Annotated in this window: 19 protein-coding genes; 14 read left to right on the forward strand and 5 right to left on the reverse strand. The window is 60.9% G+C overall.

Annotation, left to right across the window (positions count from 1 at the left end; translation table 11 throughout):
• Genes ACRRNM_RS00555 through ACRRNM_RS00565 form a run of 3 tightly spaced genes read right to left on the reverse strand, consistent with a single transcriptional unit; the run spans position 1 to position 2,350 of the window.
• On the reverse strand, positions 1-1,035 hold the full coding sequence (locus tag ACRRNM_RS00555) for a DUF58 domain-containing protein (RefSeq protein ID WP_435626301.1): 1,035 nt from the start codon (positions 1,033-1,035) through the stop codon (positions 1-3).
• Between the two features lie 4 nt (positions 1,036-1,039).
• Positions 1,040-1,957, reverse strand: a complete 918-nt coding sequence (locus ACRRNM_RS00560; protein WP_435626302.1) for an AAA family ATPase — start codon at positions 1,955-1,957, stop codon at positions 1,040-1,042.
• A 21-nt stretch (positions 1,958-1,978) separates the two neighbouring features.
• Positions 1,979-2,350 carry an Mth938-like domain-containing protein gene (locus ACRRNM_RS00565; protein WP_435626303.1) on the reverse strand — a complete coding sequence of 124 codons (372 nt, stop codon included), beginning with the start codon at positions 2,348-2,350 and terminating at the stop codon, positions 1,979-1,981.
• A 140-nt stretch (positions 2,351-2,490) separates the two neighbouring features.
• Here ACRRNM_RS00565 and ACRRNM_RS00570 point away from each other — a divergent pair, with 140 nt between their 5' ends.
• The 5 genes from ACRRNM_RS00570 to rimO all read left to right on the forward strand — a co-directional run bounded on the left by ACRRNM_RS00570 (position 2,491) and on the right by rimO (position 8,694).
• Positions 2,491-3,720, forward strand: a complete 1,230-nt coding sequence (locus ACRRNM_RS00570; RefSeq protein ID WP_435626304.1) for a pyridoxal phosphate-dependent aminotransferase — start codon at positions 2,491-2,493, stop codon at positions 3,718-3,720.
• 94 nt (positions 3,721-3,814) lie between these two features.
• Positions 3,815-5,125: a homoserine dehydrogenase gene (locus ACRRNM_RS00575; RefSeq protein ID WP_435628618.1), complete on the forward strand. Its 1,311-nt coding sequence runs from the start codon at positions 3,815-3,817 to the stop codon at positions 5,123-5,125.
• Positions 5,126-5,137: 12 nt separating this feature from the next.
• Positions 5,138-6,544, forward strand: a complete 1,407-nt coding sequence (gene thrC, locus ACRRNM_RS00580; protein WP_435626305.1) for a threonine synthase — start codon at positions 5,138-5,140, stop codon at positions 6,542-6,544.
• A gap of 41 nt (positions 6,545-6,585) precedes the next feature.
• Positions 6,586-7,344 (forward strand): ZIP family metal transporter, encoded by a 759-nt coding sequence (locus ACRRNM_RS00585; protein WP_435626306.1) that lies wholly within the window; start codon positions 6,586-6,588, stop codon positions 7,342-7,344.
• A gap of 18 nt (positions 7,345-7,362) precedes the next feature.
• On the forward strand, positions 7,363-8,694 hold the full coding sequence (rimO, locus tag ACRRNM_RS00590) for a 30S ribosomal protein S12 methylthiotransferase RimO (protein WP_435626307.1): 1,332 nt from the start codon (positions 7,363-7,365) through the stop codon (positions 8,692-8,694).
• A 113-nt stretch (positions 8,695-8,807) separates the two neighbouring features.
• Here the strand turns inward: rimO and ACRRNM_RS00595 are convergent, their stop codons facing one another.
• Together ACRRNM_RS00595 and ACRRNM_RS00600 are read right to left on the reverse strand one after the other, a co-directional pair.
• The gene (locus ACRRNM_RS00595) at positions 8,808-9,017 is read right to left on the reverse strand and encodes a hypothetical protein (RefSeq protein ID WP_435626308.1); all 210 of its coding nucleotides are present in this window, start codon (positions 9,015-9,017) and stop codon (positions 8,808-8,810) included.
• Between the two features lie 112 nt (positions 9,018-9,129).
• Positions 9,130-9,696: a DUF3106 domain-containing protein gene (locus tag ACRRNM_RS00600; RefSeq protein WP_435626309.1), complete on the reverse strand. Its 567-nt coding sequence runs from the start codon at positions 9,694-9,696 to the stop codon at positions 9,130-9,132.
• Between the two features lie 152 nt (positions 9,697-9,848).
• Here ACRRNM_RS00600 and ompR point away from each other — a divergent pair, with 152 nt between their 5' ends.
• The 9 genes from ompR (at position 9,849) to ACRRNM_RS00645 (ending at position 20,709) form a co-directional block, all read left to right on the forward strand.
• Positions 9,849-10,562 carry an osmolarity response regulator transcription factor OmpR gene (gene ompR, locus ACRRNM_RS00605; protein WP_435626310.1) on the forward strand — a complete coding sequence of 238 codons (714 nt, stop codon included), beginning with the start codon at positions 9,849-9,851 and terminating at the stop codon, positions 10,560-10,562.
• Positions 10,559-11,860: an ATP-binding protein gene (locus tag ACRRNM_RS00610; RefSeq protein ID WP_435626311.1), complete on the forward strand. Its 1,302-nt coding sequence runs from the start codon at positions 10,559-10,561 to the stop codon at positions 11,858-11,860. Before ompR ends, ACRRNM_RS00610 begins: the two co-directional genes overlap by 4 nt.
• Positions 11,861-11,933: 73 nt before the next feature.
• The gene (locus ACRRNM_RS00615; protein WP_435626312.1) at positions 11,934-12,203 is read left to right on the forward strand and encodes a hypothetical protein; all 270 of its coding nucleotides are present in this window, start codon (positions 11,934-11,936) and stop codon (positions 12,201-12,203) included.
• A gap of 71 nt (positions 12,204-12,274) precedes the next feature.
• Positions 12,275-13,306: a CAF17-like 4Fe-4S cluster assembly/insertion protein YgfZ gene (gene ygfZ, locus ACRRNM_RS00620; protein WP_435626313.1), complete on the forward strand. Its 1,032-nt coding sequence runs from the start codon at positions 12,275-12,277 to the stop codon at positions 13,304-13,306.
• Between the two features lie 64 nt (positions 13,307-13,370).
• Positions 13,371-14,600 carry an NnrS family protein gene (locus ACRRNM_RS00625; RefSeq protein ID WP_435626314.1) on the forward strand — a complete coding sequence of 410 codons (1,230 nt, stop codon included), beginning with the start codon at positions 13,371-13,373 and terminating at the stop codon, positions 14,598-14,600.
• 230 nt (positions 14,601-14,830) lie between these two features.
• The gene (locus tag ACRRNM_RS00630) at positions 14,831-16,771 is read left to right on the forward strand and encodes a type IV pili methyl-accepting chemotaxis transducer N-terminal domain-containing protein (protein ID WP_435626315.1); all 1,941 of its coding nucleotides are present in this window, start codon (positions 14,831-14,833) and stop codon (positions 16,769-16,771) included.
• The gene (locus tag ACRRNM_RS00635; protein ID WP_435626316.1) at positions 16,768-17,421 is read left to right on the forward strand and encodes a response regulator; all 654 of its coding nucleotides are present in this window, start codon (positions 16,768-16,770) and stop codon (positions 17,419-17,421) included. Before ACRRNM_RS00630 ends, ACRRNM_RS00635 begins: the two co-directional genes overlap by 4 nt.
• A 308-nt stretch (positions 17,422-17,729) precedes the next feature.
• Positions 17,730-18,992 (forward strand): MFS transporter, encoded by a 1,263-nt coding sequence (locus ACRRNM_RS00640; RefSeq protein ID WP_435626317.1) that lies wholly within the window; start codon positions 17,730-17,732, stop codon positions 18,990-18,992.
• Between the two features lie 82 nt (positions 18,993-19,074).
• A complete protein-coding gene (locus ACRRNM_RS00645) occupies positions 19,075-20,709 on the forward strand; it encodes an antiporter (protein ID WP_435628619.1) in 1,635 nt (544 codons plus the stop codon).
• Positions 20,710-20,818: the final 109 nt, after the last annotated feature.

Genomic DNA, 20,818 nt, shown 5'->3' on the forward strand with positions numbered 1-20,818 from the left:
TCATGGTTTGACAAGCTCACCGCGAACGTTTTTTTGTCTGCGCCAACTTTTCAACCCGTTCGTCCTGAGCTCGTCGAAGGATGGATTGGGCAGGTTAAACAGAGCGATCCGGCGCAGGCACTCGTCGCGATGTGCCGCGCCGTTGCCTGCGGGCAACTCGCCGTCCGGCAGGCGCAAGCCGTAACGCAGTCCCAGCGCTTCGGCATCCAGCACCCAGCGCGTCATGCGTGCCAGTTTTTCTTCTTCGTTGCGGTCGGGCGCGCCGGCCATATCCAGCCATAATTCTTCGCCTATCTGCTCGGAGAACTGTTTCACCTGCAAGCCTTGCCCGCGCGCAAACGCCTTCCATGCGATGCGCGGCAGGGCATCGCCTGCCGCGTACTTGCGCAGGCCGGCGAAGTCGTCGTCGCCCGCGATGTTGCGCTTGCCTGTGCCGTCGGGCGCATTGCCCGGCGGCAGCGGAACGTCCGTCATGGGGCTGGGGTAAACCAGGCAGCGCGCATCGAAATGCAGGTAGGACCACGCATGGAACAGACCGAGCGGGAATTCGGTGTACAGGGTCAGTTTGCCCAGCGCCAGCCAGCCGCGTTGCGTGGCGGGCACGGGAAAAACAACCTTGCTGTCCTGCTGCGCGGGCACATCGAAGTTGACCGTATTGCCATGCACGTCGCGCAGGCAGAGCTGGTAGCGCGGCAGCTTGCCGCGATTGTGGAAGTGCAGCGTGAATTGCGCGGTGTCCCCCTTGAATACGGCATCGGCATGCCCGGCGCGGATTTCCAGGTGAGCGAGGTTGCGGAAGGCGTGCAGCATGGACATCACCGCCATCGTCGCCAGCAGGAAGGTCAGCACGTAACCCAGACTCAGGTTGTAGTTGATGTCGCCGAGCAGCATCAGCACCAGTACAAAGGCTAGTGCCAGTCCTTGCCGGGTGGGAATGATGTAGATGCTGCGCTGGGTGAGCGTGACCGCACCGTGGTCGTAGCGCTGGCGGCGCAGCGCCCAGGCGGTGAAATATTGTTTGAGTGCGGTGAGCACGGGATCAGGGAATCGCCACCGCCTCGATCAGTTCGCGCGCCAGCGTTTCGCCGTCGTGCCTCTGGTATTCGCCGGCGGCCTGCAGGCGGTGGCTGACCACGCCGGGCAGGATGGCCTGCACGTCCTCGGGCAGCACGGCATCGCGCTCGTCGAGAAGCGCCCAGGCGCGCGCGGCGGAGAGCAGCGCGAGTCCGGCACGGGGGGACAGGCCGTGGGTGTAGCGCGCCGCTTCGCGCGTGTGGCGCAGGATGGCCTGGAGGTAGTCGAGCAGGGCGGGGGAGGCGAAGATATCCCGGACGCGCAGTTGCAGCGCGAGCAGTTCGGTGCTTTCCATCTGCGGCTTGAGCTGGGCGACGATCTCGCGCCGGTCCACGCCGGAGAGCAGGCCGCGCTCCGCCTGCGCATCGGGGTAACCCATCTGGATGCGCATCAGGAAGCGGTCGAGCTGGGATTCCGGCAGCGGGAAGGTGCCGACCTGGTGCGCCGGGTTCTGCGTGGCAATGACGAAAAACGGCATCGGCAGCGGCCGAGTCGTGCCTTCGATGGTCACCTGTTTTTCTTCCATCGCCTCAAGCAGTGCGCTCTGCGCCTTGGGCGTGGCGCGGTTTACCTCGTCGGCGAGGATCATCTGCGCGAAGATCGGGCCGGGATGGAACTTGAATTCATTACTGTCGCGCTGGTACACCGACACGCCGAGGATGTCGGCGGGCAAGAGGTCGCTGGTGAACTGGATACGCCGGAACTGCAGGCCCAGCGTGCGCGCCAGCACATGCGCCAGGGTAGTCTTGCCCACCCCGGGCATGTCCTCGATGAGCAGGTGGCCGCGCGCCAGCAGGCAGGCCAGCGCGAGGCGGATCTGCTGCGGCTTGCCGAGGATGACCTGCTCGGCCTGGCGGATGACGTTTTTCAGGGATTGGCTCATGGGGGTTCCTCAAAAAACGTTTCACGGCATTAAAATCGCCGCGACCACTCTGCGGCCTTCCGCCGCCAGGATGTTGTAGGTGCGGCAGGCCGCCGGGGTGGCCATGCATTCCACCCCGATGCCCGCATCGGTCAATGCGCGGTACAGGCGCGGGTGCGGGAAGCGCTGCCGCGCGCCGGTGCCGAGCAGCAGCACATCCGGTCTCAAGGCGAGGAACCAGGCGAAATGGGTCTCATTCAACGCATCGAAACCGGCGGCATTCCAGTCGCTGCGCACTTCTTCCGCGAGCACTACGATACTGCGCTCGTGGCGCTCGCCGTTGACCATGACATGATCCGCGCCGTGCGCGGTGAACAGTTTGGTGTCGCCGAGATTGGCCAGTTGCAGCTTCAAGTCTAGCTCTCCATAGTCGTGTTGCATTTGCTGCGCGGGGGCTGCGCGGGTAAAATCGCGCCTTTGCTGCTTTGTGCCGGATTCTACCATTTCGAGATGGCGGAACGCACCGGGCAGCATCCCGCATGAACAGGTGAATTGTGAAACCAATACTGAAATCGACCAAGCTTTCCAACGTGTGCTACGACATCCGCGGGCCGGTGATGGAACGCGCCAAGCAGATGGAGGAGGAGGGTCAGCGCATCATCAAGCTGAACATCGGCAACCTCGCGCCGTTCGGTTTCGAGGCGCCCGAGGAAATCCAGCGCGACGTGATCCTGAACATGCCGAATTCGTCCGGCTATTCCGATTCCAAGGGCATGTTCGCGGCGCGCAAGGCGATCATGCATTACTGCCAATCGAAGAACATCAGGGGTGTCGGGCTGGAGGACATCTACATCGGCAACGGCGCGTCGGAACTGATCGTGATGACGATGCAGGGGCTGCTCAACACCGGCGACGAGGTGCTGGTGCCCGCACCGGATTATCCGCTGTGGACAGCGGCGGTCACGCTGGCCGGTGGTACGCCGCGCCACTATATTTGCGACGAAGCCAACGAGTGGATGCCCAACCTTGCAGATATCCGCAGCAAGATCACGCCGAACACGCGCGCCATCGTCATCATCAACCCGAACAACCCGACCGGTGCGCTGTATTCCGACGAGATTCTGAAGGAGATCGTCCAGATTGCGCGCGAGCATGAGCTCATCGTCTTCGCCGACGAAATCTACGACAAGATGTTGTACGACGGCGCGACGCATACCTCGATGGCCTCGCTGGCCGACGACGTGCTGTTCATCACGATGAACGGCCTGTCGAAAAACTACCGCGCCTGCGGCTACCGCGCCGGCTGGATGGTGGTGTCGGGCGAGAAGAAGCATGCGCAGGATTACATCAACGGGCTGACTATCCTGGCCTCGATGCGGCTCTGCTCCAACGTGCCGGGGCAGTTCGCGATCCAGACCGCGCTGGGCGGCTACCAGAGCATCAACGACCTGGTCGCGCCGGGCGGGCGCCTGTGCAAGCAGCGCGACCTGGCCTGGAAGCTGATCACCGCGATCCCCGGCGTGACCTGTGTCAAGCCGAAGGCCGCGCTGTACCTGTTCCCGCGTCTCGACCCGAAAATCTATCCGATCAAGGATGACCAGAAATTCATCCTCGAGTTGCTGGAGGCCGAGAAGGTGCTGGTGGTGCAGGGCAGCGGCTTCAACTGGGTGCATCCGGATCATTTCCGCGTGGTGTTCCTGCCGAATGCCGATGACCTGACCGAAGCGATCGGGCGCATCGCGCGTTTCCTGGAAGGCTACCGCAAGAAACACGGCACGGATTAACAATCGTAGGAGCCCGATTTATCGGGCGATTCAATCGCGCAATAAATTGCGCTCCTACAAAGAAATTTTGAATAACAGGCAAAATATCATGAGCATCAAACCAATCAACGTAGGCCTGCTCGGCATCGGCACCGTCGGCGGCGGCACGTTCACCGTACTGAAACGCAATGCGGAAGAGATTGCGCGCCGCGCCGGGCGTCCGATCCGCATCACTGTCGTGGCGGACAAGAACCTGGATCTGGCGAAGCAGGTCACCGGCGGCGCATGCCGCATCACCGACGATGCGTTCTCGGTGGTGAGCGACCCGGAAGTGGATATCGTCGTCGAGCTGATCGGCGGCTACGGGGTCGCGAAGGAGCTGGTGCTCAAGGCGATTGCCAATGGCAAGCATGTGGTCACTGCTAACAAGGCTTTGCTCGCGACGCACGGCAACGAGATTTTCAAGGCAGCGCAGGACAAGGGCGTGATGGTCGCGTTCGAGGCGGCGGTGGCGGGTGGTATCCCGATCATCAAGGCGCTGCGCGAAGGGTTGACCGCGAACCGCATCCAGTGGATCGCGGGCATCATCAACGGTACCACCAATTTCATCCTGTCCGAGATGCGCGACAAGGGCCTCTCCTTCGACACCGTGCTCAAGGAGGCGCAACGCCTCGGTTATGCCGAAGCTGACCCGACCTTCGACATCGAGGGCGTGGACGCGGCGCACAAGATCACCATCCTGTCCGCGCTGGCCTTCGGTATCCCGATGCAGTTCGACAAGGCGTACATCGAGGGCATCAGCAAGCTGGATGCGACCGACATCAAATACGCCGAACAACTCGGCTACCGCATCAAGCTGCTCGGCATCACGCGGCGCACGGCTGAAGGCGTGGAGCTGCGTGTCCACCCGACACTGATCCCGGCGAAGCGCCTGATCGCCAACGTCGAGGGCGCGATGAACGCGGTGCTGGTGCAGGGCGACGCGGTCGGCTCGACGCTGTATTACGGCAAGGGTGCGGGCGCGGAGCCGACCGCCAGCGCGGTGATCGCCGATCTGGTCGATGTGACGCGCATGCACACCGCCGACCCGGAACATCGCGTGCCGCACCTGGCGTTCCAGCCGGACCAGTTGGCTGATCTGACCATCCTGCCGATGGACGAGGTCACCACCAGCTACTACCTGCGCCTGCGCGTGCAGGACAAGCCCGGTGTGCTGGCCGACATCACGCGCATCCTCGCCGACGAGCAGATTTCCATCGATGCGGTGATCCAGAAGGAGCCCGCCGAAGGCGAAGAGCAGACCGACCTGATCCTGCTCACCCACCAGACGCGCGAGAAGCGCATCAACGCGGCGATAGCCAAAATGGAAGCGCTGCCGGTGGTGGCGGGCAAGGTGACGCGTTTGCGCCTCGAACAACTCGGTTAAGAAAATACCAACATGAAATACACTTCAACCCGCGGCGGCATGGCCGCCAAACCTTTCACCGAAATCCTGCTCGGCGGCCTCGCCGACGACGGCGGGCTGGCGGTTCCCGATCATTATCCGAAGCTGAGCCCGGCCGACCTTGCCAGGATGCGTGGCATGAATTACCGCGAGCTGGCATTCGAGGTGATCAGCCGCTTTGCCACCGACATCCCGGCGGACGACCTGAAGGCGATCATCGCCCGGACTTACACCGCGCAGGCTTTTGGCAGTGACGAGATCACCCCGGTCAGGACGCTCGAACCCGGCCTGCATATCCTCGGCCTGTCCAACGGCCCGACGCTGGCGTTCAAGGATGTCGCGATGCAGTTGCTCGGCAACCTGTTCGAGTACGCGCTGGCCAGGGATCATGCGGAACTGAACATCCTCGGCGGCACTTCCGGCGATACCGGTTCGGCGGCGGAATACGCGATGCGCGGCAAGCGCGGCATCCGCGTGTTCATGCTGTCGCCGCTCGGCAAGATGAGCCCGTTCCAGACCGCGCAGATGTATTCGCTGCAGGATCCGAACATCTTCAACATTGCGGTGACCGCGCCGTTCGATGCCTGTCAGGACATGGTCAAGGCCGTGTCGAATGACCTGACCTTCAAGGAAAAATACCAGATCGGCACGGTCAACTCGATCAACTGGGCGCGCGTCGTCGCGCAGGCGGTTTACTATTTCCAGACTTATTTTGCGCTGACCAAAAGCAACGATGAGCAGGTTTCCTTCGCGGTGCCGTCCGGCAATTTCGGCAACGTCTGCGCCGGGCACATTGCGCGCCAGATGGGACTGCCGATCCGCAAGATGATTGTCGCAACCAACGAAAACGATGTGCTGGACGAGTTCTTCAAGACCGGCGTCTATCGCCCGCGCCCGGAGACGATGCATACCAGCAGCCCGTCGATGGATATCACCAAGGCGTCCAACTTCGAGCGCTTCATCTACGATCTGGTCGGGCGCGATCCGAAAGTTCTCAAGGGCTTGTGGCAGCAACTGGAAAAGGACGGCTCGTTCGATTTGAGCAAGACGCCTTATTTCGCCCGTGTGCAGGAATTCGGCTTGGCCTCGGGCGCGAGCAATCATGCCAACCGCATCGCCACCATCCGCCGCGTGCATCAGCAATACGGCGTGGTGATCGACCCGCACACCGCCGACGGCATGAAGGCCGGGCTGGAGCACCGCGAAGCCGGCATCCCGCTGGTGTGCCTGGAGACCGCGCTGCCCGCGAAGTTCGAGGAGACCATCCTCGAGGCGCTGGGGCAGGGGCCGCAGCGCCCGGCCGGTTACGAGAACATCGAAAGTTTGCCGCAACGCTTCGATACGCTGCCGCCGGACGTCGCGCAGTTGAAGGCGTACATCGCGGCAAGGATTCCGGCGTGAGCAGTTCCGGCGGCACTTTCATTTTCTGCTGAGCATATTGCATGACATCCTTATGGTGGATCATCGCGGCCAGCCTGATGGGCGGCGTGCTGAGCGTGTTGTGCGCCGCGCTGTTCGCGCTGAATGCCCGCCCGCACTGGGTCGGCTCGCTGGTCAGCTATGCCATCGGGGCGCTGCTCGGTGCGGTGTTTCTCGACATCCTGCCCGAGGCGATGGAGACCGGCAGCAGCGCGGCGGCGGTGAGTGGTACGGTGCTGGCCGGCATCCTGCTGTTCTTCACGCTGGAGAAGCTGCTGCTGTGGCGGCACTGCCACCACAACGATTGCGAGGCACACGAACACGATACGCATGGCCGCAGCGGTACGATGATCATGGTCGGCGACACCTTCCACAACTTCGTGGATGGGGTGATCGTCGCGGCGGCCTTCCTTGTCGATACCCATCTCGGCATCGTCACCGCGCTGGCGATCATCGCGCACGAGATCCCGCAGGAGGTCGGTGATTTCGCCATCCTGCTGCATTCCGGATATAGCAAGGCGCAAGCCCTGCGCGTCAACCTGCTGTCCAGCCTTGCTATGCTGGTGGGCGGCGTGCTGGCTTATTTCGCGCTGCAATCCGTGCAGAGCATCGTGCCGACCCTGCTGGCCCTGTCCGCGGCGAGCATGATCTACGTTGCCGTAGCCGACCTGATCCCCGGGCTGCACAAGCGCACGCAACTGCGCGACACCGTCCAGCAGGTGGCGCTGATTGCGCTGGGGATAGGCTCCATTTTCCTGGTCGGGGTGCTGGTTCCCGAATGATCCGAAAGAAGTATTGCAATGAATAACGCCATCCCGAAAGTCGGCTTCGTCTCGCTCGGTTGCCCGAAGGCGACCGTGGACTCCGAGCATATCCTCACGCACTTGCGTGCCGAAGGTTATTTGATTTCCGGAAGCTACCAGGATTCCGATCTGGTGATTGTGAACACCTGCGGCTTTATCGACAGCGCGGTGGAAGAATCGCTGGACGCGATCGGCGAGGCGCTGACCGAGAACGGCAAGGTGATCGTCACCGGCTGCCTCGGCGCGAAGGGCGATGTGGTGCGGCAGGCGCATCCCAGGGTGCTTGCGGTGACCGGCCCTCATGCCACCGACGAGGTGATGGCGGTGGTGCATCAGCACTTGCCCAAACCCCATGACCCCCTCTCCGATCTGGTTCCCGCGCAGGGCATCCGCCTGACGCCGAAGCATTACGCCTACGTGAAAATTTCCGAAGGCTGCAACCACAGCTGTACCTTCTGCATCATTCCCAGCCTGCGCGGGCCGCTGGTCAGCCGCCCGGTCGGCGAAGTGATGCAGGAAGCGCAGAGCCTGGTCAACGCGGGCGTGAAGGAATTGCTAGTGATTTCGCAGGACACTTCCGCCTACGGCGCGGACCTGAAATTCCGCACCGGATTCTGGAACGGCCGGCCGCTCAGAACGCGCCTGACCGAGCTGGCTGCGGCAATGGGAGGGCTGGGCCAACTGGATCAAAAAGCCTGGGTGCGGCTGCACTACGTCTATCCCTATCCGCATGTGGACGAGGTGATCCCGCTGATGGCCGAGGGCATTATCCTGCCCTACCTCGATGTACCGTTCCAGCATGCCAACCAGCGCATCCTCAGGCTGATGAAGCGCCCCGGCGACAGCGAGAACGTGCTGGCGCGCATCAAACAATGGCGCGAGACCTGCCCCGAGCTCACGCTGCGCAGCACCTTCATCGTCGGTTTCCCCGGCGAGACCGAGGAAGAGTTCGAGGAGCTGCTGGATTTCATCGAGGAGGCGCAACTGGATCGCGTCGGTGCATTCGCCTATTCGCCGGTGCAGGGTGCTGCGGCCAACGCACTGCCGGATCATATCCCGCCCGAAGTCCAGCAGGAACGCCTCACGCGGTTGATGCTGCTGCAGGAGGAGATCAGCGAGGAGCGCCTCCGTCACAAGGTCGGCAAGACCCTCACCGTGCTGGTTGACGAGGTGGATGAGGAGGGCGCGGTCGCGCGCAGCAGCGCCGATGCACCGGAAATCGACGGGCTGGTGTACATCGAAGACGGCCAGCGGCTAAAGGTGGGCGACTTTGTCGAGGTGAAGATCACAGATTCCGATACGCACGATCTGTGGGCGGAAACGATTTGAGTTGCAGTGATTCAAATAAAAACGGGAGCTTGGGCTCCCGTTTTTATTTGAACTGGTGGATTTTCATCAGGGCCAGAGTTGAGTGGCTACTCTGGATGCTGAATCCGCATGATTCAGGCTGTGACGTTGATGATCGTACCTATGGATTGTCCGCTGGTGTTAACCGTTGGTTTGATTGCATTCACATTGGATGAGACGCCATCATCGCTGTCCCCATCATTCTCTTTCTCACCGCGAACCTCAGCATGGGCTGGAGGAGGTGAGCTCTGCCTGATATTGTCTACCTGGAAACTGGTGTTCGATGAAACTGCGTTGATGGCCATTTTAATTCCCTTAATTAGAACCAAGTCATGGAGCGATACTAACAGATTATCGGTATTCAGAGAGCTTGTGTCAAATGGCCGAATGAGCCTCGCTCCGAGGAGAGCAGCTGAACTATCGCGCCTCGCCCGGCTTGCCGTCGGGCTGACCGGCAGGCATGTCACCGCGCCTGCCCATATCGCGTTTGAATTGCTCGCGCTCTTCCGGCGACATCCTCTCGAAGCGTTCATGCATCTCCTTGCGCCGTGCTTCACGCTCTTCGGGCGGCAGACTTTCCCAGCGCTCCCGCATCTTCTCGCGCATCTCGCGGCGTTCATCGGGCGGCATCTTTTCGAAGCGCTCGCGCATCTCCTTGCGTTTTTCGGCACGCTGTTCCGGGGTCATGTTCTCCCATTCCCTGCGCCGCTCCTCGCGGTAGGCGCGGCGTTCTTCCGGGGGCATATTTTGTATGTGTTCGCGCATGGCCTCGTGCATGGCGCGGCGCTCATCCGGCGACATCTTCTCGATGTGTTCGCGCATCTTCTTGCGCAGTTCCGCGCGCTGCTCCGGAGTCGTCTGCTGCGCTTCCTTGCGTGCCGCTTCGCGCGTGTCGGGATTCGGTCCGGCAGCGGCGGCTGGAGCGTTGAGGCCGAACGATGCGACGATGCCTGCGGCGATCATGGATTTCAAAATGGCATTCATGGTTTTCTCCTGCTGGGGTCCGCTATGGGTGTGGATGCATGATGCGATTGAACTGTAATTCAAGTGTTTGCGCCAGCGCCTGATTTGTAAAAGTTTGTTTCAGCCGCAGTCTTGCATCCTCCATTTTTCCGTCTTCTGTGTATCATGTTGCCATGAGCCAACGCATCCTCATCATTGACGACGACGCGCGCCTGCGCGAACTGCTGTTGCGCTATTTATCCGAGCAGGGCTTTACGGCCAAGGCGGTGGAGGACGGCAGCGCGATGGACAAGGCCTTGAAGCTTGGCCATTACCACCTGCTGGTGCTCGACCTGATGCTGCCCGGCGAGGACGGGCTGGCGATTCTCAGGCGGCTACGGGGCGCGGGCGAGAACGTGCCGGTGATCCTGCTCACCGCGAAGGGCGACGACGTGGACCGCATCGTCGGGCTGGAAATGGGTGCGGACGACTACCTGCCCAAGCCGTTCAACCCGCGCGAACTGGTAGCGCGCATCAATGCGGTGCTGCGGCGCAAGGGCTCATTGCCGGCCGGCGCGCCCGGGGCCGAGGAGAAGGCCATCGTCTTCGGCGACTGCGAACTGAACCTCGCCACGCGCGTGCTGACCCGGTCAGGCGCGCCGGTTTCCCTGACCACCGGGGAATTCGCGCTGCTCAAGGCGCTGGTGACCCATCCGCGCCATCCGCTGTCGCGCGACAAACTCATGGAGCTGGCGCGCGGCCGTGACCATGAGCCGTTCGACCGCGCCATCGACGTGCAGGTGTCGCGGCTGCGCAAGCTGGTCGAGGCCGATCCCGCCAAGCCGCGCTTCATCCAGACGGTATGGGGGCACGGCTATGTGTTCGTTCCCGACGGGGTCAAGCCTTGACCATCCTGCCGCGCACCCTGCTGGCGCGCGCCTTCCTGCTCATGGTCATCCTGATTGTGCTGTCGTTCGCCGCCTCCGTGGCGGTTTTCCGCCATGTCGAACAGGAGCCGCGCGCTCGGCAGATGGCGCAACTGGTGGTGTCGGTGGTCAACCTCACGCGCGCCGCGGTGCTGTCTGCCGCGCCGGAGTGGCGCGGTGCGCTGCTGTATGAATTGGCGGAGTCCGAAGATCTGCTGGTGCAGATGGCGGAGCCTAACGATGCGCTCGAAGCCTTGCCCGATCGTCCGCCGATATTGCGGGAAATGGCCGAGAAGGTGCGCGCCAGCCTCGGCGGCAACACCCGCTTCGCGGCAAAGCGCAACGGCGTGGAAGCCCTGTGGGTGAGCTTCTTCATCGGCGACGAGGAGTTCTGGGTGGCGCTGCCCAAGGAGCGCATCGAGCATCCGGTATCGGAGGTGCTGCTGATCTGGGGCAGCGTAGTGCTGGCGCTGGCGCTGCTCGGCGCCTATTTCATCGCGCTCCAGGTGACGCATCCCCTCAAGCGGCTCGCGCAGGCGGCGCAGGATGTCGGCCGGGGCGAGACGCCGCCGCAACCGCTGCCGGAACGCGGTGCGCAGGAAATCGTCGCGGTATCGCACGCCTTCAACCAGATGTCCGCCGACCTTGCCGCCGACGAGCGCGAGCGCGCGCTGGTGCTGGCCGGTATCTCGCACGACCTGCGCACTCCCTTGGCGCGCGTGCGGCTCGCCGCAGAATTTAGCGCGGATGAAGCGCTACGTAAGGGGCTGGCCGCCGATGTGGAGCAAATGGATACGGTGATTCAGCAATTCCTTGATTACGCGCGCCTCGATGAACATGAAGCCGCCGTTCCGACCGACCTGCAAGCCCTGGTGCAGGAAACGGCGCAGCCATTCGTGGTTCAGGCCAAATCGCTCATGCTCGATTTGCCGCCGCTGCCGCCACTTGCGGTGCGTCCCGTGCTGCTGAAACGCGCGCTTGCCAACCTGCTGGATAACGCCATTAAATACGGCGGTGGCGAGATCACCGTACGGATCGTGCAGGAAGGCGGCCGGGTCGTCGTGGAAGTGGCGGATCGCGGCGCAGGGATTCCCGCCGAGCAACGCGAAACCGCAAAGCGGCCGTTCATGCGCCTGGAAAGCGCACGCAGCGACACGACCGGGTCGGGTCTCGGGCTGGCGATCGTCGAGCGCGCCGCGCGGCTGCATGGCGGCGAATTTCAATTGGAAGGCCACGCCGAAGGCGGGTTGGTGGCCAAGTTTGTGCTGCCTGCGGGTTAAGAGGCATATTTCGCTTGTCGCCCGCAGCAAAAACGGGTAGGGTTAGCGCCATAAGTTTACCGGAGAAAAAATCATGGACGTCAGTAATGCTCTTGCAACTTCCGTCAGCGCGATAATCAACAGCCCGCAACCGCCAGCACCGAAAAATGACAGGCAGCCGGAGAAGCAGCAGGATTCCGCGGTAGTGAAACTGTCCGACAAAGCGCAGCAGATGAGCCGTGCCGAAAATCAGAACAACAATACCGAGCGCGCCGAAACCAGGCCACAGGAAGTTGCGGAGCCTCCCGGTATCCAGTTCATGGAAGGTGAAAACAAAGGCGGACGCGTCAACACCTTCGCCTGAAGTTCAGTATATTCCGATCAACTGCGCCGTCCGGATAACTGCCGGGACGGCGTGTCTTGTACCGCTACATTATGAATCCAGACTGGCAACTATTCCTTACCCAGCAAGGCGCAACCATTGACGCAGGTATGGTGCAGCACTTTGGCAACCTCGCAGCCGAGTTGCGCACGGCGGAACAGAACACCGTTTTGTGCGACCTCGGCCAATTCGGCACGCTGCGCGCTTCCGGCGAGGATGCGCAAACTTTCCTGCAGAACATGCTGAGCAACGACATCCGCGAAGTCGATGCCGGCCGCGCACAACTCAGCAGCCTGAACACCCCGAAGGGGCGCATGGTGGCGAGCATGCTGATCTGGCACAGCGGCGACGACTATCTGCTGCAACTGCCGCGCGTCATGTGCGAACCTATGCGCAAGAAACTCAGCATGTACGTGCTGCGTGCCAAGGTGAAAATCTCCGATGCAAGCGATGAGATCGTTACGCTGGGCCTGTCGGGTGAAAATGCACAGGAAATCCTGAGCAGGCAATTCGGCGAGTTACCGCAACAGCCGTTCGGCGTTGCCTATACCGGGCAAGCGGGTGTGCTGAAATTCGGCGACACGCGCTTTCAGATCAGCACCACCGTGCAACATGCGTCGGCGCTCTGGCTGGCACTCGGCCAGGATGCGCAACCGGCCGGCAGCACATGCTGGGACTGGCTCAACATCCGTTCCGGTATTCCCATCATCCTGCCGCAGACACAGGAACAATTCGTGCCGCAGATGGCGAATTTTGAACTCATCGGCGGCGTGAATTTCAAGAAGGGTTGCTACCCCGGCCAGGAAATCGTGGCGCGCATGCAATACCTCGGCAAGGCGAAGCGGCGCATGTACCTCGCACATCTCGACGGCGGCGCAGCGCCCCAACCGGGCGATGAATTGTTCAGCGCAGACATGGAAGGGCAGGCCAGCGGCATGATTGCCAATGCCGCACCCGCACCGGGCGGCGGTTACGATGTGCTGGCCGTGGTGCAGACCTCCAGCCACGAATCGCAAACGCTGCATTGGAAATCCCTGCAGGGCGAAGCATTGCAATTCCTGCAGCTGCCCTATCCGCTGGCGTAAGAGCCTTCTCGGCTTGCCGGATAGGGCTGCGTCCACTTTTCGTCCCGCATATTCCAAACAGATCATGGCTATTTCAAAACACTGGCATGCCTTTACCGCCGCGCCCCACCGCGTCATGTTCCTGGGGGGCGCGCTGCAATCGATCGCCGTGATGTTGTGGCTGTTCCTGGAAATGGCGACACGCTATAGCATAGCCGCCCAACCCATGGTCTGGCCTGTTGCCCCCGTCGCCATACATGGCTACCTGATGATCTACGGTCTGTTTCCATTTTTTATTTTCGGCTTCCTGATGACCACCTATCCACGCTGGATGAACGGCAAGGAAATTCCGGCGCGGCGTTATGTGCCGGCCTTTGTGCTGCTGATGCTGGGAAGTGCGGGTTTTTATGCGGGATTGCCGGGTGGCCGCCCCGTGTTGATTGCCGCCGCTGTTGCCACACTTGCCGGTTGGGGAGTGGCGTTGTATGCGCTATTGCGCGTATTGCTCGATACGCAGCACCCGGACAAGCGGCACCCGCAGATTATTTTCATCGCGCTGAGCATGGGCTGGTGCGGCCTCGCCGCCTATCTGGTCTGGCTGTGGAGCGACAATGCGGCCTGGCTGCATCTCGCCATACACGGCGGGCTGTGGCTATTCCTGCTGCCGGTCTTTGCCAGCGTCGGGCACCGCATGATCCCCTTCTTCACCAGTACCGCATTGCCGAATCGGCTCGTGGCGCGCCCCTACTGGGCATGGTGGACCATCCTCGCGGCCAGTGCGATGCACGGCCTGTTGAAGCTTGCCGAGGCAGACGCCTGGCTGTGGCTATGCGACGCACCGCTGGCGGTTGCGGTTTTCCATCTGACCTATGTCTGGGGGCTGCGCAGCAGCCTGCGCATTCCGATGCTCGGTGTGCTGCACATCGGTTTTGCCTGGCTGGGCATCGCCATGCTGCTGTCCACCTTGCAAAGTTTTGCGTTATTCATCAGCCACGGCGCAACCTTCATCTGGGGGCTCGCGCCGCTGCACGCGCTGACCATCGGCTGTTTTGCAACGCTGCTGATCGGCATGGGGACGCGCGTCACGCTCGGGCATTCCGGCCTGCCGATGCAGGCGGACACAGGGGTCAAGCTGATGTTTGCCGGCATACAGCTTGCCGCCTTGTTGCGCGTATTGGCCGACATGCTTCCCGTGCAAGCCATGCATTGGCTGTATCTGGCCGCGGCTTCGGCCTGGCTGATGTGTTTTGTGCCGTGGACGTTGCGCTATCTGCCGTTCTACTGGCGGCCGCGGGCGGATGGAAAAGCCGGATAGCGCTTCCACCGATACATCGGAATATGCCGGTGAGGGAAAATCCCTTGCTTGCATAAAAGGCATCTTGGTCGCATCATAGTGCCGTTCCGCAATCTCCGCAGAACGGAAAACACCGCCCGGGAATGGCGATGATTTCCAGTCCTGCGCCAGACTGAACCGGCTCAATTTGCCGCGCCAGACAGCTATCGCGCTGCATCAGAGTTTATAACCGGGCTGCGGTAATTCACTTCATGATCGGCAAGGGGCAGATGGTCGCAGTACTGAAACTCCAGGAGAAAATCACCGGCCTGCTGGTGTTCTACTTCCTCGTTGCCCTGGTTGCCATCAGTTCGACGCTGTATGTTTCCTGGCGGCTCGAGGGCGGCGCCGCGGCGATCAACGACGCCGGCAGCGAGCGCATGCGCTCCTATCACATCGCTTTCCTCCTCGGCCAGCAGGTGCAGCAACCCTCCGTCGAACTGCGCCACGAAATCGAGGCGAAGGTTGTGCAGTTCGAAAAAATCCTGTCCGACCTTGACCGCGGCGACCCGCGGCGGCCGCTTTCGCTGCCCAAGGACAAGGAGGTGCGCGCTCAGATGAGCAAGTTGCACCAGGCTTGGGAGGGCGAAATCAAGCCGCGTATCCAGCGCATACTCGATACCTCGCAACGGGCGGAGCAGGAGAGAATGCTGGCGGAATACCGGTATGTCGTGGAAAGTTTTGTCGGCAACGTGAACGACCTGGTTGCGATGGTGGAAACCAGCAATGCCCGTGCCACCACGCTGCTGCGCACTTTCCAGATCGGTCTGGTGAGTCTGGCGTTTATCGGCACGGTGTTGCTGATGAACCTGTTTTCGCTGATGGTGGTGCGCCCCGTCAACCGCCTGCGGGAAGGGTTGCAGCGCATGGGTAAGGCGGATTTCGGCGTGCGCCTGAAGGTTGCCAAGCGGGATGAATTCGGCGAGCTGGCCGAGGGGTTCAACCAGATGGCCGACCAGTTGCAGGATCTTTATGCCACGCTGGAGCAGCGGGTAGAAGAGAAATCCCGCAGCTTAGAGGTGAAGAATCGCGAGCTCACCGCACTCTACGATGTGGCTGCATTCCTGAATTCCTCGACCGCAACGGAACCCCTGTGCGGCATTGTGTTGGATAAGCTGGCTACCCTGATCGGTGCGCGCGACGGCGTGGTGCGTCTGGTCGACCCAAAGGGGGAGCAACTGCAGATTGTCGCCTCGCGCGGCGTTTCGAAATCCTTCCTGGCCGAGGAAACCTGTCTTGCCGTCGGTGATTGCCTGTGCGGCACGGTTGCGCGTGACGGCATTGCCATCAGCTCCGATTTTTCCTTTCCGACACAACCGCTGCTGTTGCACGCATGCAAACGGGACGGGTTCCAGGCGATGGTGGCTGTCCCGATCCGCTCCAAGCAGCGGGTCATGGGCATGCTCAATCTGTTTTTCGAAACGCCGCGTATCCTGCCGCCGTCGGAAATACGGCTGCTGGAATCGGTGGGGCAGCATCTCGGCGTCGCCATCGAAAATCAGCGGCTCGTCGCGCGCGAGAAGGAAATGGCGGTATCGGAGGAGCGCAACCTGCTCGCGCAGGAGCTGCACGACAGCATCGCCCAGTCGCTCGCCTTCCTGAACATCCAGATACAACTGTTGCGCAACGACCTGCAGGAGGGGCAGATAAGCACTGCCTTGCAGGGCCTGGAACAAATACGCGAGGGTGTGCAGGAAAGCTACGACGATGTGCGCGAGCTGCTGGTGCATTTCCGCACGCGGGTCGGCAATGCCGACCTGGAAACCGCCGTGCGCAGTGCGCTGGAGAAATTCGAAGGACAGACCGGTATACACGCCAGTTTTTCGCATCGCGGGACAGTGCCGGATCTGCCGCCGGAACACGTGCTTCAGGCCATGCACATCGTTCAGGAATCGCTTTCCAATGTGCGCAAGCACGCCAAGGCGAACCGCGTTGACGTGGAGCTTGTCTGTGACGGAGAATGCTCGCTCTGCATCAATGACAACGGCATTGGCTTCGATGCCGCGCACGATGCCGGCGATACCCATGTGGGGCTGAGCATCATGCGCGAACGGGCGCACCGCATTGGCGCCGAGTTGGCGCTGGAATCGAAACCCGGACAGGGCACGCGGGTGCGTCTTGTCCTGCCGCACAGGAGAGACTCGATAGCATGAAACCGATACGCATTCTGATCGTTGACGATCACACCTTGTTTCGCAGCGGCATCAAGCTGGTATTGCAGCGGCACGAGGGATTCGAAGTGGTCGGTGAAGCCGGCGACGGGCTGGAAGGCATCAAGCGCGCTAAACAACTCAAGCCCGATGTGGTGCTGCTCGACCTGCACATGCCCGGCACCAGCGGACTGGAAGCGTTGCGCGTACTGGCGGAAGATGTGCCGGAAACGCAGGTTGTCATGCTGACCGTTTCGGAAGATGCCGAAGATCTGCTGGAAACCCTGCGCGCCGGGGCGCGCGGCTACCTGCTGAAGAATATCGATACCGAGTTCCTGCTGGAATACATCCGGCGGGCGGCACAAGGTGAATCCGTGATGTCGCCGCAAATCGCCCACAAGCTGGCGGACTCCCTGCGCGCCCCGCCGAAGGAGAACGCTGCGGCAGCGGACGTCAGCCCAAGCAAACTTTCCCCGCGCGAACGGGAAATCATCGTCATGCTCGCCCACGGCGCCAGCAACAAGGAAATTGCCCGCGTACTCAATCTGTCTGAATCCACCATCAAGATTCACGTGCAGGGCATCCTGCGCAAGCTCAATATCGCCAAACGCGTGCAGGCTGCCGTCTATGCGGTAGCGCACGGCCTCATCTAGCCGGTTCCCCGCCCTCCCTGTGATCGCCGGTCAGTCCCTGCCGGTTTTTTTCTTTTTTAATCAGCAGGCCACTAACGGTGGCCTGCCTATGGCATCCGGCCTCGAGGCAGACGAAATCCGCCAGTAAGGTGACTTGATCTACCTCCCTCGACTACCCGAAAGAACTAGTTCTTTTTACCGTTGGAGTAGTTCTTTTTTTCGATTCGCTTAGTTCTTTTTCCTGCGGGCCTCTGTACTTCGGAAGAATGGGCACGCTATCCATGCAAGCCTATCCTGATGCCATAAGTAAAAGCAAAGGGGGGGTCGCCATGGCATCGCAAAAATACAAGGCGTGGTCGGTGGTAATAATGAGCACGCTGGCGTTCACGGTGTGTTTCATGATCTGGATGATGTTTGCGGTGATCGGTATTCCGATCAAGCAGACGCTGGGTCTCAACGAGACCCAGTTTGGCTTGCTGATCGCCATGCCGGTGCTCACCGGATCACTGATCCGCCTGCCGCTCGGCATGCTGACCGACAAGTTCGGCGGGCGTATGGTGTTCTTCGTGATCATGCTCTCTACCGTTATCCCGATTTATCTCATCTCCCTCGGCACGGAATATTGGCACTACCTGGTTACCGGCCTGTTCGTCGGCGTGGCTGGCGGCTCGTTCACGGTGGGTATCGCCTACTGCGCGCGCTGGTTCCCGAAGAGCCAGCAAGGCCTGGCTATGGGCATTTTCGGTGCGGGAAATACCGGTGCGGCGGTGACCAAGCTGGTGGCGCCGGCCATCGTGGTTGCGTACGGCTGGACGATGGTGCCGCAGGTTTATGCGGCGCTGATGCTGGGCACCGCGATTCTGTTCTGGTTCTTCACCTATACCGATGCGTCCCACGTAGCGGGTAAGAGCGTGTCGATCCGCGAACAGCTTGCGGCGCTCAAGGACCCCACGGTATGGAAGTACAGCCAGTATTATTCCATCGTGTTTGGCGGGTACGTGGCATTGGCGCTGTGGATGACCAAGTACTACATCAATGAATACGGGTTCGACCTCAAGACGGCAGCCTTTCTGGCTGCCGCATTCAGCATACCGGGTGGGGTGTTGCGCGCATTGGGCGGCTATTTTTCCGACCGCTTCGGGGCGCATACCATCACCTGGTGGGTGATGCTGGTGTCGCTGGTCTGCCTGTTCTTTCTGTCCTTCCCGAACGCCGAGTTCACCATCAAGACCGTGAATGGCCCTACGACTTTTTATGTAGGCCTCAGCGCGACGGTGTTCACCATCATCATGTTTACCCTGGGTATCGCCTTCGCGATCGGCAAGGCATCGGTCTTCAAATATATCTCCGACGACTATCCGCACAACATCGGTGTGATTTCCGGCGTGGTGGGGCTGGCTGGCGGTATGGGCGGGTTTCTGCTGCCAATCATGTTCGGCGCGCTGGTGGATCTGACGGGCATCCGCTCTTCGTCGTTCATGCTGATGTTCGGCATCGTGTGGGTCTCCCTTATGTGGATGTACTGGACCGAAGTGCGGACGCTGGACAAGGCTGCGGGCAAGAGAAAAAGATTGGCAGATTCACTTGAATAACCGGGTATCAAATTTCAATAAAAGGAGAATTTGAGTCATGATAAACAAGAAAGAACAACGCGGCTCGGTTGGCGCGGTGAGCATGGAAGGCTCGACCAGCTACAGCTCCGCCGACATTGCCGATTGGAACCCGGAAGACAACGCCTTCTGGGAATCGAAAGGCAAGAAGATCGCCAGCCGCAACCTGTGGATTTCGATCCCCAGCCTTCTGCTGGGTTTCGCGATATGGTTGATGTGGGGCATCATCACAGTGCAGATGATCAACCTCGGCTTTCCCTTTACGCCGGCCGAGATGTTCACGCTGACCGCGATTTCGGGGTTGATGGGCGCGACCTTCCGCATCCCGGCATCGTTCTTCATTCGTCTCAGCGGCGGGCGCAACACGGTCTTCCTGACCACCGCGCTGCTGATGATCCCGGCCATCGGAGCGGGTATCGCGCTGCAGGATAAGACCACCCCGCTGTGGGTGTTCCAGATGCTGGCGTTCCTGTCCGGCATCGGTGGCGGTAACTTCGCCTGCTCGATGTCCAACATCAGCGGCTTCTATCCCAAGCGCTTGCAGGGTACCGCCCTGGGGCTCAATGCCGGGCTGGGAAATTTCGGCGTGACCACCATGCAGATCCTGATTCCGCTGGTGATGACCGCCGGCATTTTCGGCGCGATGGCGGGCGACTCGATGGCGCTGCTGAAGGATTCCGGCTGGATCATGGGCAAGATCACTGCCGGTACCGCAACCTATATTCAGAATGCCGGTTTCGTCTGGATGTTGGCACTGATTCCGCTGGCGTTCCTCGGTTTCTTCGGCATGAACAACCTGCTGCCGTTGTCCCCCAACTATGGCGGCACGCTGGCTGGTTTTGCCAAGATACTGTACCTGTGGGGGCTGACCTGCGTCGTTGGTGTTGTTGGCCTCTATCTGTACCTTCCGGCACCGACTGGCCTTGGCGTACTTAATATGTGGGTGGCCTTGCCGCTGATCATGATCACCATGCTGATGGTGATGAAACTCGCGGCGTTCGGCGAGATGAAGGCCGGCATCAACAAGCAGTTTGCCATCTTCGGCAACAAGCATACCTGGTCATTGACCGTGCTCTACCTGCTCACCTTCGGTTCGTTCATCGGCTTTTCGATGGCCCTTCCGCTGTCCATCACGGTGATCTTCGGGGTGCAGCATGTGGTTGACCCGGCAACCGGCCTGATGACGCATACCCTGAAGAATCCCAACGCTCCTTCTGCATTGACCTATGCCTGGATCGGTCCGTTCATCGGTGCGCTGATCCGCCCGGTGGGCGGCTGGATTTCCGACAAGGTCGGTGGCTCCATCGTTACGCAGATCATCTCGGCGGTGATGGTAGTGGCCTCCGCCGCAACGGGTTACGTGATGATGCTGGCCTACAAGTCGGCGACTCCGGAAGAATATTTCATGATCTTCATGGTTTTGTTCGTCATATTGTTTGCGGCGAGCGGCACAGGGAACGGCTCCACGTTCCGCACTGTGGGCGTGATCTTTGACCGGCAGCAGGCAGGCCCAGTACTCGGCTGGACTTCCGCTGCAGCTGCCTATGGCGCGTTCATCGCACCAGTGGTGATCGGCGGACAGATCAAGGCCGGCACGCCGGAAAACGCCATGTATGGATTCGCAGTGTTCTACGCTTTGTGCCTGATTTTGAACTGGTGGTTCTACTTGCGTAGCGGCTCTGAGATCAAGAACCCGTAAAGGGCTTTAGGCAGGGTGGGTCGGCTGCATTGCGTCCGACCCGCAAATGATGGCTGGTTACGGCTTGAGGGTAAAAAACCGGACCGGGAAGTTTGAATAAAAATTTTTA

The organism is Ferrigenium straubiae (assembly GCF_051257895.1).
In the GTDB taxonomy this organism is placed as follows: domain Bacteria; phylum Pseudomonadota; class Gammaproteobacteria; order Burkholderiales; family Gallionellaceae; genus Gallionella; species Gallionella straubiae.